This window comes from Paraburkholderia sp. GW821-FHT02A12, from assembly GCF_059422005.1.
In genome coordinates this window covers 1,557,908-1,572,752 of sequence record NZ_JBWKWA010000002.1, presented here as the reverse complement: position 1 = coordinate 1,572,752, position 14,845 = coordinate 1,557,908, and the positions used below count along the sequence as shown (strand labels likewise).

General features: G+C 61.5%; 11 protein-coding genes and 1 pseudogene. 6 read left to right on the top strand and 6 right to left on the bottom strand.

The window, feature by feature from the left end; all coding sequences use genetic code 11:
* Positions 1–13: 13 nt before the first annotated feature.
* From tssB to AC07WT_RS28500, 3 genes are read right to left on the bottom strand one after another with little or no spacing between them, the layout of a single operon-like run.
* Positions 14–562: a type VI secretion system contractile sheath small subunit gene (gene tssB / locus AC07WT_RS28510; RefSeq protein ID WP_492592275.1), complete on the bottom strand. Its 549-nt coding sequence runs from the start codon at positions 560–562 to the stop codon at positions 14–16.
* Between the two features lie 37 nt (positions 563–599).
* Positions 600–1,301: a tetratricopeptide repeat protein gene (locus AC07WT_RS28505; RefSeq protein WP_494949515.1), complete on the bottom strand. Its 702-nt coding sequence runs from the start codon at positions 1,299–1,301 to the stop codon at positions 600–602.
* 25 nt (positions 1,302–1,326) lie between these two features.
* Positions 1,327–1,728, bottom strand: a complete 402-nt coding sequence (locus AC07WT_RS28500; RefSeq protein WP_494951152.1) for a hypothetical protein — start codon at positions 1,726–1,728, stop codon at positions 1,327–1,329.
* Here AC07WT_RS28500 and tssJ point away from each other — a divergent pair.
* The 3 genes from tssJ to icmH all read left to right on the top strand — a co-directional run bounded on the left by tssJ (position 1,674) and on the right by icmH (position 4,531).
* Entirely contained in the window at positions 1,674–2,300 is a 627-nt protein-coding gene (gene tssJ / locus AC07WT_RS28495; RefSeq protein ID WP_494949514.1) for a type VI secretion system lipoprotein TssJ, read from the top strand. The two genes, AC07WT_RS28500 and tssJ, sit on opposite strands and share 55 nt — an antisense overlap.
* Before the next feature lie 108 nt (positions 2,301–2,408).
* Positions 2,409–3,755 (top strand): type VI secretion system baseplate subunit TssK, encoded by a 1,347-nt coding sequence (gene tssK, locus AC07WT_RS28490; protein ID WP_494949513.1) that lies wholly within the window; start codon positions 2,409–2,411, stop codon positions 3,753–3,755.
* The gene (gene icmH, locus AC07WT_RS28485; RefSeq protein ID WP_492592278.1) at positions 3,752–4,531 is read left to right on the top strand and encodes a type IVB secretion system protein IcmH/DotU; all 780 of its coding nucleotides are present in this window, start codon (positions 3,752–3,754) and stop codon (positions 4,529–4,531) included. Before tssK ends, icmH begins: the two co-directional genes overlap by 4 nt.
* A gap of 124 nt (positions 4,532–4,655) precedes the next feature.
* On the opposite strand, the gene zwf is transcribed toward icmH, so the two are convergent.
* The 3 genes and pseudogenes from zwf to AC07WT_RS28470 all read right to left on the bottom strand — a co-directional run.
* A complete protein-coding gene (zwf, locus tag AC07WT_RS28480; protein ID WP_494949512.1) occupies positions 4,656–6,137 on the bottom strand; it encodes a glucose-6-phosphate dehydrogenase in 1,482 nt (493 codons plus the stop codon).
* A gap of 239 nt (positions 6,138–6,376) precedes the next feature.
* Complete coding sequence (lhpI, locus tag AC07WT_RS28475; RefSeq protein ID WP_494949511.1) at positions 6,377–7,330, bottom strand: bifunctional Delta(1)-pyrroline-2-carboxylate/Delta(1)-piperideine-2-carboxylate reductase; 954 nt, start codon at positions 7,328–7,330, stop codon at positions 6,377–6,379.
* 76 nt (positions 7,331–7,406) lie between these two features.
* Positions 7,407–7,617: pseudogene (locus AC07WT_RS28470) on the bottom strand (proline racemase family protein); the annotation flags it as partial.
* Positions 7,618–8,020: 403 nt separating this feature from the next.
* Here AC07WT_RS28470 and AC07WT_RS28465 point away from each other — a divergent pair.
* The 3 genes from AC07WT_RS28465 (at position 8,021) to AC07WT_RS28455 (ending at position 14,843) form a co-directional block, all read left to right on the top strand.
* Entirely contained in the window at positions 8,021–8,302 is a 282-nt protein-coding gene (locus AC07WT_RS28465; protein ID WP_494949510.1) for a hypothetical protein, read from the top strand.
* The gene (locus tag AC07WT_RS28460; RefSeq protein ID WP_494949509.1) at positions 8,302–10,611 is read left to right on the top strand and encodes an AAA family ATPase; all 2,310 of its coding nucleotides are present in this window, start codon (positions 8,302–8,304) and stop codon (positions 10,609–10,611) included. Before AC07WT_RS28465 ends, AC07WT_RS28460 begins: the two co-directional genes overlap by 1 nt.
* A gap of 101 nt (positions 10,612–10,712) precedes the next feature.
* On the top strand, positions 10,713–14,843 hold the full coding sequence (locus AC07WT_RS28455) for an eCIS core domain-containing protein (protein WP_494949508.1): 4,131 nt from the start codon (positions 10,713–10,715) through the stop codon (positions 14,841–14,843).
* Positions 14,844–14,845: the final 2 nt, after the last annotated feature.

The following is a 14,845-nucleotide window of genomic DNA, read 5'->3' as shown; positions in this document are numbered from 1 at the left end:
TCACACCCCGTACTTATTCGCCCTGCTTGTCATGATCCGGCGCGCCGGCGTGCTGGTCCGCTGCGTTGCCCTGGTCTTTCGCCAGCGTTTGCAACTGCTGCGTGTTGTTGAGCACTTCGCTCAGCAGGTCCTCGAGCTTGTCATTGCCGGCCAGCTTGTTGCGCAGGTCGGCGAGCTTCGAACGCGCATCGAGCAGGCGCGCGAGCGGCTCGATTTGCGCGACCACCTCATCCGGATTGAAATCGGCCATCGACTTGAAACGCAGATCGACGGCGAATTTGCCGCCCGCTTCGCTCAGACGGTTTTCAACCTGGAACGCTGCGCGCGGTTCGATCGCCTTCATCACGTCGTCGAAATTGTCGCGATCGATGTTGACGAACTTGCGATCGCGCAGCTTCGGCTGTTCGATTTCGGACTGCCCCGCCAGATCGGCCACCACACCGACGACGAACGGCAACTCCTTTATTTCAATCGCATCGCCGCGCTCGACCTCATAGGTCAGTTGAACGCGGGGCGGCCGCACTTTTTGCAAGCGTTTTTGAATGCTTTCTTTCTTCGCCATCGTCGGCTCCCGGATGCAGATGAATCAGGCGTGTGGATCAGCGCAGTGCGCTGAACGGATCGGATGCACCGCCGCTTTTTGCGGCTTTGACGGGTGCGGCAGGTGCCGCCGCGGCCGGCGCCGGTGCTGCAGGCGCGGCCGGTGCTGCAGGCGTAGCAGCCGGAGCCGCCGCGCTGGTGGCCGTATCCGCCGCATCTGCGGGCTTGCCCTTCGGAACGTGGCGAACGATGCGCTTCTTCTTCACCGCGGGTTTGTCGCTCGGATCGGGCGGGAACAACGAGGCTTCGCCAAGCGTGTCGCGCAGTTGCTTGGCGAGCGCTTGCGCGTCGGACTTCGCATCGCCCGCGAGCGACGCATCCTGACGCAATTCGCCGAGCGATTGCGTGGCGACGCGCAGGCCGGCTACTGCCAGAACGCTCTTCGCCTGACGGTCGGTCTGATCGCGTTGCAGCGCTTCTTGCGCAGCGACGATGGCCTGGCCGTAGTGACCTTGCGTGAACTGGATCTGGGCAATGCGCGACCACGGTTCTTCACGGGTTGGATCGGACTTGGAAAGTTGCTGATAAAGCGCGATTGCACGATCCTGATCACCGCCCTTGGCGACGGTATCGGCGTCCGCGAGTTGCTTATTAAAAGCCTCCGGCGTGGTCGCTGCGTTGTTGCCTTGTGTCGCGCAGCCGGCAATCACGCCGCATGCCAACACTACCCCAGATAATTTTACTAACAGACGCTCATTCATCGTTTTTCACCGACGTGCGAATTTTTTAATTCAAGGAGAAACCGGAGTTTTGCTTTGCTTCAAGTGCGCGGGTATAGTACAGGCCAATTTTCGATAATTCAACTTTCGTGTGAAGAAGCATTGCACAAAAAAACGCATGCGGACGATTTAAACGAAACATGCAGAAATTGTTTCCTGGTGCAATAGTGGCAAAGCAGAGAACGGAAAAAATTTCCGCTCGGCCGGCGGCAAGCATGCAAGTGCTGTGACAGCAATGCGCTTTGCATAAAGCGCAATACGCGGCATAGCGTTGCTGCTGATTGCCGCCGATTGCCGGATTGGTTTCGTTATTGGTGTTTTGACGGGGGGACGGCGTCGAGCCGGTCGATGTATATGAATTCGCGTCTTGTTCGCCGTGCATTGCTATTGATTGCAAACGCCGCTGCATGCGCGCTTCTGGGCGGCTGCGCGGCCGGCGTGACCGTGCTGGGAGCCGCCGCCAACGCGGCTTTGCAGGCCAGCGGCCTCGGCAAGCCGGACCTGCCCGATGCGCAAAAGCCGCCGCGCAATGTCGGGCTCACGTTATATGCCGCACCGAATCTGAATGCCGCCAATGATAAACGGCCATTGGCGCTCGTCGTTCGGCTTTACGTGCTGAAGGACCCCACTTCATTCCAGCAGGCGCCATTCGACGCCTTTACCGATCCCGCGAAGGAAAAGACCACGCTCGGCGACGATTTGCTGGGTGTGCGCGAAGTGACGCTGATCCCGGGTCAGCGCTACGTTGTCACTGAAAAAGTCTCGCGTGAAGCGCAGGCATTCGGTATCGTCGCGCTATTCCGCGATCCCGCGATGCAGCGCTGGAAATTCGCCTTCGATCCGGCGAAGTCGGAGAAATCCGGCATAATGATCGGCCTGCATAACTGTGCAATGACGGTGACCAACGGCGCGGTGATCCCGCCTGAACAGGGATTGCCTGCGCAACCGCTGAATATGCTTTCTTCCGTAAGTTGCGGTTAAAGATGCCGGGCAAATACGATTTAACAGTTTTTAGAGAATTAACAATGCAGCGCTCGAATCGGTTATCACCGGGCGTGCCACAAGCTGAACGCATATAACAGGTTTGAGATGAGTTATTCCGCAAAAGTGCTCTGGGGGGAAGGCCTTTTTCTCAGGCCGCAGCATTTTCAGCGTCAGGACGCCTATCACGAAGCACGCCTGTTCGAATCGATTCAGGCAATCCAGCCATACAACTGGGGCGTGCGTTCGGTGCGCGTCGACCGCGATGCGCTCGGCAGCAATGTGCTGCGCGCGAGCGAACTGTCGCTGGTGTTTCCGGACGGCGCGCTCTACTCCGCGCCGCAAGCCGACGACCTGCCGCCGCCGATCGCGCTGGACACCTTGCCGGACGGCATCAACGAATTCACCTTTTATCTGGCGCTGCATCCGCTGCGCGAAACCGGCGCGAACTATTCGCACGACAGCAACGCGGGCTTCGTGTCGCGTTACGTCAGCGAGCAGACGCCGGTGTCGGACCATTTCACCGACGCCGCCGAAGCCGACATCACCTTCCTGAAGACCAGCGTCAAACTCATTGCGCATAGCGAGCCGCGCGACCAGTTGCTGTCGGTGCCGCTCGTGCGCGTGCGCCGCACCGCTACTTCGGGCTTCGAGATCGACGACAGCTTCGTGCCGCCCTGCCTCGCGATCGACGCGTCGGCGATCCTGCACCAGCGGCTGCGCCAACTGATCGACGCATTGCAAGCCAAGGTCAATGCGCTGTACGGTTTTCACCGCGAGCCGACCAAGAACATCATCGAGTTCCGTTCCGGCGACATCGCGTCGTTCTGGCTGCTGCACACCGCGAGCGCGGCGTTCGCGTCGCTTGCGCATCTGTATCAGCACCCGGCGCTGCATCCGGAGCGCCTGTTCCAGGAGCTGCTGCGTCTTGCCGGCCAGTTGATGACGTTTTCGAAGGGTTATGCGCTGTCCGATCTGCCCGCTTACCGGCACGACGATCCGGGCCCGGGCTTCGCGCGGCTCGACACGATCCTGCGCGATCTGCTCGAAACGGTGATCTCGACACGCTACTTCGCGATTGCTCTCGAAGAGGTACGGCCGTCGTTCCATGCCGGCCGGCTCGACTCGGGCAAGATCGACGACAAGACCATGTTCTATATCGCGGTGTCGGCGGACATGCCGACCGCCGAACTCGTCGAAGCCGTGCCCGCGCGCTTCAAGGTCGGCGCGCCGGACGACGTTGACAAGCTGGTGCTCTCGGCAATGCCGGGCGTGCGGCTCGTCTACACGCCGCAGGTGCCGCCCGCCATTCCGGTACGGCCGGGCGCATGCTACTTCTCCTTCGAATCGCGCGGCGCACTGTATGACCGCATGTTGCAGGCCCAATCGGCGATGATCTACGCACCGTCGGGCATCAACGATCTTCAACTCGAACTGATCGCCGTCACATCATGAGCTACGCGCCTTCCCTGTTTGGCGGCAGCACGCCTGCCGCGCCGCCCGCCCCCGCCGCCGAGCCGAGCTACCAGGTTCGCTCGCTGCTCGATCTGCTGTACGACGGCTTCTTCATGCTGTTCCTGCTGAAGAACGGCCGCGAGCCCGGCGACGCGCACGAATTCAGCCAGCGTATCCAGCAGTTTCTCGGCGACTTCGAACGCGGCGCGAAAAAGCTCAACGCGTCGGCGGAAGACGTGTACGCGTCGAAGTTTGCGTTCTGCGCGGCGATCGACGAATCGGTGCTGTCGTCGACGTTCAGGATCCGTACTGAATGGGAGCGCCGTCCGCTGCAGCTGGTGCTGTTCGGCGAGCAGCTGGCGGGCGAGAAATTCTTCCAGTATCTCGAGGAATGCCGCGCGCAAGGCGCCGCCCGGCTGCAATCGCTCGAGGTGTTTCACATGTGTCTGCTGCTCGGCTTTCAGGGCAAGTATCTGCTCGAAGGGCCGGAGAAGCTCGCGTATCTGACCGCGCGTATCGGCGATGAAATCGCGCATATGAAGGGCAAGCGCGCGCCGTTCGCGCCGCACTGGCCGGTGCCCGACCAGGTCGCGCACCGGCTCAAGCGCGAGGTGCCGTTGTGGTCGATCGGCGCGGTGTTCGCGCTGGTCGGGCTGCTGGCTTACCTCGGCCTGAACACGTATCTGCGCGATCAGACGCTGCATACGCTCGCGCCGTATTCGCAAGTGGTCAAGCTCGGGCCGCAGTCGGCTACGCTGACGATCTCGTTGCCGTAATTCGAGTTGTCGTCGCGGGGGCGTCGAAGGAGCGTCATGACGGCGTAACCCTGCAAAATAAAGGCGGCCCGCTCACGCGCGGCCGCCTTTGCATTACCACCTTCCTGTCACGCCGAAGAACCGCTTACTGCGACTCTTCCGCCCACACCGCATTTTCCCGCGCCATTAGCGCAGTCGATGCCGCCGGTCCAAAGGTGCCTGCCGTATAACCGCGCGGCCGTTCGCCCGATTTACTCCAGCCGTCCAGAATCGGCTCGGCCCATGCCCACGCGGCTTCGAGTTCGTCGCGGCGCATGAAGTGCGTCAGGCGGCCGCGAATCACGTCGATCAGCAAACGCTCATAGGCTTCCGCGCGACGCTCGGTGAAGGCCTGCTGCAAGTCGAGGTTCAGATTCACCGGCAGCATGTGCATGCCGCTGCCCGGCTCCTTCGCGAGCATTTGCAACTGGATCGATTCCTCCGGCTGCAACTGGATCACGAGACGGTTGCCGTAATTGCGCCCGCCGCTCGGAATGATCGAGAACGGCAGCTCGGAAAACTCGATGACGATCTCCGACACCTTTTTCTGCATGCGCTTGCCGGTGCGCAGGAAAAACGGCACGTTGGCCCAGCGCCAGTTGTTGATAGACGCGCGCAACGCGACGAAGGTCTCAGCGCGGCTGTTGGGCGGCACGTTGTCTTCCTCGAGGTAGCCCTTGACCGGCTCGCCGTTCACCGCGCCCGCCGTGTACTGGCCGCGCACGGTATCGCGCGCGATATCCTCGGGCGTCATGGGGCGCAGCGAGCGCAGCACCTTGAGCTTCTCGTCGCGCACCGCATCCGGATCGAGCGACACCGGCGGCTCCATCGCGACGATGCACAGCAGTTGCAGCAAGTGGTTCTGCACCATGTCGCGCAGCGCGCCGGTTTTGTCGTAGAAGCCCGCGCGGCTGCCCACGCCGACCTCTTCGGCCACCGTGATCTGCACGCGCTTGATATATGGCGCCTGCCACAGCGGCCCGAAAATCGCGTTGCCGAAACGCAGCACCATCAGGTTCTGCACCGTTTCCTTGCCGAGGTAGTGGTCGATCCGGTAGATCTGCGCTTCGCTGAAATGCTTGCCGACCGCTATGTTGATTTCCTGCGCCGACGCCAGATCGTGGCCCAGCGGCTTTTCCAGCACGACGCGCGAATTCCCGTCGACCAGCCCCGCCGCCGCGAGGTTGTCGCAAATATTCGTGAACAGATCGGGCGACGTGGCGAGATAGAACACGCGCCGCGCACCGGGGCGCGACACCGCGTTCAGACGCTCATAGTCTTCGACCGAGTCGACGTCCATGCGCACGTACTCGAACAGCGACAGGAATTTGTCCCAGGCGCCGCTATCGAACGCTTTCTTTTCGATGAAGGGCTTCGCCTTCGATTCCATGAATTCGTTGATGTACTCCTCGCGCGACCAGGGCTTGCGGCCGATCGTGAGAATACGGGTGTCCGGCGGCAGGTTGCAGTGCAGATGCGCCATGTAGAGCGCCGGCAGCAGCTTGCGGAATGACAGGTCGCCGGTGCCGCCGAAAATGATCATGTCGAGCGGCAGGTCGGGGGTGGCAGAAGCGTGTTTAGTCGTCATAGCGCGGTCGCAACGTCGTGATGAAGGGGCGTCGGTCAAGGGGCAGAAAAAGGCGAAAGCGCCGGCTGACCGGCACTTTTTTCTGGCAAACGCATATGGTGCAACGTTTTGAGATTGTTTGCACGGCAACATGTGCCGCAGGTTGGCGCAATATGCCAACTTGCTTCCGTGAAACACGCGCTTACCGAGCCTTTGCCAGGACTTGAAAGGGACGTTTCGAACCGTCCGGCGCGCCGCGTTCAGCCGCCTGACAAGGCTTCGCGCGCCACCCGGCACGCCGCCAGATCCCACGCCGCGCAGCCGACGCTCTTGAACACGACCGGTTTTCCCGACGGCACCGATCCGGCATTTTCCAGCGCCGAGGCGATTCCGCCGACCTGCGCCCAATCCACACCCGCCTGGATGAAATCGCCGGCTTCGTGCTTCGCTCCGGCTTCGTCGTCGACAAAAAGCGCGCTGCCCGCGATCGTGCGCGCGCCGATCTCGACCATCGCCGGCGTAAACGCGCCGACGCCGATCACGAGCCGCCCCAGACGCGCCGCTTCGTCGTAGACGGCCCGCTTGCTGGTAGTCAGCGCAATCACGACGTCGGTCGACTGGGGAATATTAGCGTCAGGATCCGCCAACGGCTGCGGGTCGCGCGCATTAGCACCCTGCGCGCCATGCTCGCGATGCGCGGCGCAAAACGCTTCGGCCCGCGCGGGCGTACTGCCCTTCACCCAGACGCGCGCGTCGGGATACAGCTCGCCGATCGCTTCCAGATGGTTCACGGCCTGCGTGCCGGTGCCGATCAGCAGGAATTCGCGCGGCGCAGCGGCGGTGAAGGTCGCGATGCCGAGCATCGACATCGCCGCCGTGCGCCTACCGGTCACCGTCGGCCCGTCGAGAATGAAGAGCGTCTCGCCGGTGTCGGCGTCGAAGGCCATCACCTGGCCGTGAATCGTCGGCAAGCCGCGCGCTCCGTTGCTCGCGCACACATTGACCAGCTTGTGGATCGCGAGATCCGGCGCGGTGGCCGGCATCGACAGCATGATGCCGCCGTCGTTGAGCGGCACTACGAGGCGCTCAGGGCTCGCGATGCGCTGCTGCGCATAGTCGATGCTCGCGCGTTTCAAGGCGTCGACGAGCGCCGCATACGGAATCAGCCGCGCGGTGGCGGCGGCGTCGAAAATCTGTGTGATCGGGCGGGTCATAGGCGTGTTTATCGAGTCCTTGCAATGGGTTGCGTTCAGTTGCGTGACTTAGCGCACCAGAATTAGCGCACCAGAATTAGCGCACCAGAAAACAGTAAGCCAGCGGATCGCGTTCGTCGACGACCCAGTTGGCGAAACCATAAACATGCGCGTCGCCTTCGATCTCCGGGATTACGGCGTCGAAGCGGCCGAGCTTCGTCTCCGACAATACCCGGCCACGAAAAATCGTTGCCGATCACCGATTCGTTGACGAGCGTTTCATCGCGGCCCAGTTCGCCGCGCAGATAGGGCCCCCTCAGGATTCGGATTTTTAAGCACGATAGCCGCTGCGCACAATCAAGCGAATCAATGATTTAGCCGCGGCGACAAATGCCCCGCCGAATTGCCGAAAGCATAGTAAGTACCGGGCCTTGCGCCGTAAACCTTTCCAGATCGCTAGCGTACGCAAAAATCCGAATTCTGAGGGGACCCCAAGTGAGACATTTCCACGCAAACACGCGGACAAAAACCTCCGCGCCCGCGGCGCATGCCTGAGCGGCACGCGTCGCGACGGCGCCAGTGCACCCGGACAATTTTGTCTCAACACCGCACCGCGCTCGCAACCTGCCTTTCATCTAATCAATGACTTAGCGGATCCGCAAAACTGGCACTCGCCTTGCGAATACATGGAGCGAGGAGAAATCGGACGCTATGGATCGTTCTGTCAGTCAGGTCGTGTGCGAGCTGGCGATATACGTATCTATTCACCCTTACGCGAGCGATACCTGCAAGGGCATCCGCAGATGGTGGTTGCCGGATGACGGCACAACGGAGGACGACGTGGCAACGGCGCTGCAGTGGATGGTCGAGAACGGCGTGATCGAGCGAGTCCATGCGGCTGACGGCCGGGTCAGGTATCGCCGCTGCGCGCCTGCGGATGTATTGCAGCACCTCGTCGATGTCTGTGCGCACCACGACGACGGGGCCCTTTGATGAATTTCCAGGGGCCATCCAATCACGCCGCATCCGGCAAGCCACTTGTGGACGAGCAGCCGGCCGCAGCCGGGAGCGATTCGAATGCGCGTCCGGCGCCGCGGGCGAAGGTCCGAAACCAGACGCGAGCGAAATCGAGGACGGAGAACACAGCGGGCGAACTGCCTGGCGCCGCACACCTCGACGTCAATAGCGCGGGCACTGGCGTCGACGCCCAGCCCAGTGGATGGACGCATGCGTTGCAGGCGCTGGACAGCGTACTCGGCATCGCGGTCGATCATCAGGCGCGGCTGCTCGGACCGGCCACCTTGCTCGATCCGTGGCGCGGGATGCATCTCGATGCCGCCGACGTCGAGCGGCTGCTCGCCCAGCACGGCTCACAGCCGCTGTTACCCGATCTGAGCGTGGCGCATCTGCTCGCCGACGCGATGCGCGAGGTGCCGCGAATCCGGGCGCTGACGCAATGGCGCACACTCGACGCGCACGATCTCGCGGTGTTGCTGATCGCGCTCGCGCCCGACATCGATCTTCGTTACTTGCGCATCTACGCCTATCTGCAAGACGATATCGCGCGCCGCCGGCCTTCGCTCGATCTGCTTGCCAACCTCCTCGCGCGCAACCCCGGCGAGCGGATCGCACTGCGCGAACGGCTCGGCCCGGCAGCGCCGCTTTGCTGCTTCCGTCTGCTCGAGAGCACCGCCGTTTCGAACGCCGGCCCGCTGGCAAAAGGCTGGCAGGTGGACGCAATCTGGCGCGCCTGGCTGCTCGGGGAGTCCAGCCCGCCTCTCGACGGACTCTCACCGGCCTCGGCCCTTAGCACCTCCATCGATGCGCCGGCCCTTGCCGCGCTGCCGCAGCAACCCGCGGCCCTGCATCTGCTGGAGCAGGCTTGCGCGGCGGCACTACGCCATCGCGCGCCGCTGCGGCTTCAACTGCTCGGCCCGCACGGTTGCGGCAAGTTCGCCACCGCGCGGTCGGTGGCTCGCCGAATGGGGCTGCGTGTGTTGACCGTCGACCTTCGCTCGGCCGCGGACGCGCTGGAACTCGCCGAACGGATCGAACGCACGGCCCGTGCGGCGCGGCTGTTCGGCGCGCTGATGGTGGTGCATGGCATCCATCGTCTCGAACAGAGTGACCCGCAGCTGCTGCGCGTGCTCGTCGACGCACTGGCTGAAACGTCCTGCCATTTTGTCCTCGCCTGCACCGAGTCCTTGCCGACCTTGCATACGTCGCCATTGCCGCTTCTGCGCATAACACTCGCCTTTCCGGATTCGCGGCAACGCGCCCGCTTGTGGCGCGACGCGCTCGATGCGTCAAGTGCGCTAGTCGATCCGGCCGATTGTGAAGCCATAGCAGACCGCTTCGCGCTTAGCGCTACGCAGATCGGTCAGGCCGCAGCAGAAGCCTCGGCACTCGCCCTGACTCGCGACGACGGCGCCGTCCGCTACACTGAACTGTCCTGCGCGGCGAGGCTGCAATGTGGCACCGAGCTGGCCCGGATGGCCCAGCGGATTGCGCCGCGCGCCGGCCTCGACGTTCTGGTTGCGCTACCCGAAGTGCGCGCTCAGTTGCGCGAGCTGTGCGCGCGCGTGGCGACACGCGAACTGGTCAGCCGCGACTGGGCTGCCGATAGCGTTCACGCTCGCTCGAGGGGCCTGACCGCCCTCTTCGTCGGGCCGTCCGGCACCGGGAAGACGCTGTCGGCCGAAGCCATCGCATGTGAGCTTGGCCTCGATCTCTTTCGCATCGACCTGGCCGGCATCGTGAGCAAGTACATCGGCGAGACCGAGAAGAATCTCGATCGCGTGTTCGCGGCCGCCGAACATTCGAATGCAGTCCTGTTCTTCGACGAGGCCGATGCGCTGTTCGGCAAACGCTCCGAGGTGAAAGACGCGCACGACCGCTACGCCAACATCGAAGTGGCCTATCTGCTGCAGAAGATGGAGCAGTTCGACGGCCTCGCGATCCTTGCGACCAATCTCAAGCAAAACCTCGACGAGGCCTTTGCGCGCCGCCTGACCTTCACGATCAATTTTCCCTTTCCCGAAGAGAACGAACGCCGCCTGTTGTGGGAAAGCGTGTGGCCGTCACGCGCGCCGCGCGCCGACGATGTCGATCTCGCCTGGTTTGCGCGCGAGTTCCGGATGTCGGGCGGCAACATTCGCAACGCGGTTATTGCCGCCGCGCATCTCGCGGCCAGCGACGGTACGGCGATCGGGCACGCGCACCTGATGCAGGCTACGCGGCGGGAGTATCAGAAGCTGGGGAAAAATCTTGTCGATCCGCGCAACGTAGATACGAGGCGCTGATCATGAGTCAATCTACGTCCAAGTCCCTGAGGTCCACTCGCGACAACGCGGATCGGGGACACTCTGGCGATCGGAAATCAAGCCCGCCGGTAGGCGGCCCCGTGGTTGAGGATATGGCGGCCCTTCATTCCCGCTTTGGCAACCACGCGGTCTCCCAGTTACTGGCAGTCGGCGGTGTGCCGTTGGCCGCCGGCGTTCGCGCGGAAATGGAGGCTCGCTTTGGCGAAAGCCTTGCGAGCGTTCGTGTCCATCACGATGCGCGAGCACACGATCTAGCAGAAACCGTCGACGCCAACGCATTTACGGTAGGTGACGTGATCGTCTTCAACTCGCACAAGTTTGCACCAGATCAACCCTCTGGAAAGCGTCTTCTCGCCCACGAGATCGCGCACGTCGTGCAGCAGCGACGCGGAGGCGCTTTACCGTCTTCAAAAGGAATGGAGACAATCGAGGCTCATGCCGATCAGGCTGCGGGACGCGTTTCGAGCGGCCTTTCGGCGCGAGTAGCCGGAGCGAGCGCACCCGCCGTGATGTGCGAAAAGAAACGCAAGAATAAGTCTGGCTCCGCGGTACGGCGTCGCCCCGGAGAAACTGACGAGTTCGATCCGGAGGGAGAGAACGAGCGGAAAAAGGCGAAGGAACGGACACTAACACTGAAGCAGCGACGCGAAACAGCAGGAAAGTCCCACCCTCAGCTTGCAGCGGGAGAAGCCGAGCGTCAGTTGCAAAAACTTGAAAAACATGTTGCCGCGCCCGGAGGTAACCAGCGATCCCAACGGCGGCGCCTGCAGAAGCAAAAGAAATATGAGCGCATGCTCGAGAATGCAAGAGGGACTCAACTCGACAAGAACAAGCGCAAGGGAGACTTTGACGAGGCCCAAAGGACCCCTCGCGGACCGGGAGTCATCGCGCAGCCGGAGTATGTCGCCGGAGGGGTCAAGCTGCCCGAGCAAGATTTCTTCGACGACCGAGGCCGCAAGGTCGCGTCGCATACGCGACCCGATTTTTCGCTATATCGAAGAAGAGCAGACGGCTCACTCGAGCGAGTTCACGTCAATCTAAAGTCGAATCAGATTGATCAGATGACGGAAGCAGAAGCTCGCGCCGCGGCGCGCGAAATTCTATATCAGGCAGTCAAAAACAAGGCGCACTTACCAGCCGGTGAAAAACTCATAATCAGCTTTGGGCACGTCCCGAGCCCGAAAATCCAAGGGGCAATAAAAAGCGAGCTTTTTCGCGACGTCCCGCTCGCCCCCATCGACGAAGTCCGCTTCGGAACGATAGTTCACCGCGAGTCAGAATATCCAAGGGACGGACGTCACCCGCTCGATGTCGACGCTAAAGCCCGCCAGACGCGCCTTGCACAAGAAAAGAAGAAAGAGGAAAAAGCAGCCGCGGCGGACAAGAAAACGCAAACCGGAGGGAAGTCACCGGAGACACCCCTCGCCGGTTCGTCAGCCGCGCCCAAGTCAACACAGGCTAAAGGATCCAAGAAGCCTGCTGCGAAGAAAACGGCTGGGCAAGCTTCCGCGGCGGACAAAAAAGCGCAGACCGGAGGGAAGCCCCCGAAGCCCCCCCTCGCCGGTTCGACGGCCGCGCCCAAGTCAACGCAGGCTAAAGCATCCAAGAAGCCTGCTGCGAAGAAAACGGCTGGGCAAGCTTCCGCGACGGACAAAAAAGCGCAGACCGAAGCGAAACCACCCAGGTCAACGCAGGCTAAATCATCCAAGAAGCCTGCCGCGAAGAAAACGGCTGGGCAAGCTTCCGCGTCGGGCAAGAAAGCGCAGACCGGAGGGAAACCACCGACGACACCCATCGCCGACACGACAGCCGCGCCTGCAATAAAGCAGCCTACAGCACCTAAAAAAGGTTCCGCGAAGAAAACCGCGGGTCAAGCCAGTGTGCCTGACAAGAAGGAATCCGAGGGGCGGAAGACTGCGGGGACGCCCGCCATCAAGCCTGCACCGACACCTAGAGCGAAGCAGGCAGCAAAACCGCCAGTTACAGTAAAAGGTGATGCGAACGCATCATCGACAGGCTCGGAAACACCGGCACCAGTGAGTGCACCAACGGAACAGGCCAAGCCAGCGGCGAAGGCGCCCCGCGCGATTCGCCCAAAAATCAGCACCAAAGTTTCGACATCGTCGTTTTACAACGATCAGGTGCGCGTAAGCGTCGAAGAGTACGTCGGCGAAGCAAAGCCGTACCGGGTGACCACGACGTTCTCGCTGACCGGTGGTGTTTCGCTTTCCGGGGAAGCTAGCCGTGGAGGTTCCTCAGCGAATGCCAACGTGGGAGCCTCGGGGACGATCACCACGTCAAAATCAACATGGATGAGTGAGCCGGAGAAGAACCAGTACCTCGCAAGCGTAGCCGGCGGTCATGGCGGCAACCAACCCGAACTCACCATCATTGAACTGATCGCCAGAGGCAATTACGAAGCGGCAAGCGAGGCTCTCCGACGCGTGCAAGACCAGATGTCTGATCGACAAACAGGCAACGTCGGGGACACGGAAGAAATATCACAGGAAGGCGACATCCAAGGCAGTGCAGGCCTCGGCGCCGAGCAGCGTAACGGGGCTGGTGCAAGCATCTTCGGTCACGTGGGCTTGGGCGCGGGCAAAGGAATACGGCGCTCTCGCACCCTGATGGCGGACGGCACTGAGCTTTACGCGATTCAGATCACCAAGAGATCAAGCCAGGCTATTGGCGGAGGGGGAGGCTTTAACGCTGTCTCCGCAGGTTACGACGACGCTCGCAACGATAGCGAGGTGTGGTCCGTTAGTTTCAGCCTCGATCCACGCGCTTCGGAATATTCGGCCCGCAAGAGCGAAATTCTCGCGGCCACCACCGTTGAGGAACTGAACTCGATCGCGGCCCGGAACCAGAAGCTCGTTTACGGAAGCAGCGCAAGTAAGGACAAGTCGAAGACCGGCACACTATCCGCAAGTGTATTCGGCGTGTTTGGGTTAGACCTCGACCAAGGCGAGATCGACGAAGAGGCAGAGAGTCAGGACCCGAGCGGCAAAGTGCGAAAACTCAAAGGAGGCTCTTCGCTTGGAGGGGCACTTAAGGTCTTGGGATTTCGGATCAATCCAGAGACCAGGACGGATTCGTTCAGCGCTGCCGTTTCGCAGGACAACACGGCAACCGGCGTCACACAGTCGGAAAATCGTCAGGTTGACTACAAAAAAAGCGCTGTGAACATTGCGGAGTCGTTTAGTGATGCGCCGGTTGGAACGGCTCTCGCCGTTCTTTCTGGCAATAAGCCAGTACTGAAGGATCGCGTCGATACGACCGGCCAGAATCTGACCGATGACAGCTTCGAACGAGTCTCGAGGATCGCTGAGAATCCACGCGCATGGTTCTCAGCATGGAACATGCACGGTGTTTCGCACGGTGCCTCTGAGGAATGGGAAGCGACGCGCCAGGCTGTGCTCAATGCCAAGGGCGATCGTTACGCGATCGCACAGGCGCTGAAGGCATGGGAGAAAGGCGACAGCGGACGCAGCGGCGATGTCGAACGCCTCGCCGGAGATACCGGCATTGCATTTGATTTCCCCGACGAAATTGCCGACCAGAAGCCTATCTATGACCAGCTCATGTCGCCCAACGCCTTTGCCGCTGCGAGAGCGCTTGCAGCAGCTGGTCAAACAAAGGAAGCGATAGACAACCTTAACGCGCTTAATGAGCGCCTGATGAAACTGCTTCTGACCGTTCAAGGGCAGGTAACGCAGGCGTCTGACGCTGGTAAGTTCAGCGCGATGCAGACGCAAATCAGCGCACGTCGCCGAGCCGTCTTTCAGGAGATTGCAACAATCCAGAAGGCAGCACGCACGTCTGCAGATTCCGCAGGCTCCAAAGACGACCCAGCGAAAGTAGATGACAGCAAGACGCCCGAACCAACAGATTCGGAAAATGCGCAGACTCCTGCGGATCTCAATGCCGCATCCGATGAGATCGAAACGCAGGTACGCATCTGCCTGACCAATCGGGTGGTCGAAGACAAGGTCTTCGCGGAAGTGGCGGACGAACTCGACAGCGTCTTCATCAATCACTATTGGTGCATCGAGAAACTCAATTCGCTAAAACCGATGTACGCGAATTGGGCGAAGGCAATTGAGATCCTCAAGGTAGCGTATCCGAAGTTCGGCGATCCAGCGAGCCGCGCTGACCAGTTCGCGCCGAACTACGCTAAATGGGACCAGTTGAATCAACAAGCGCTGCGCTGAAC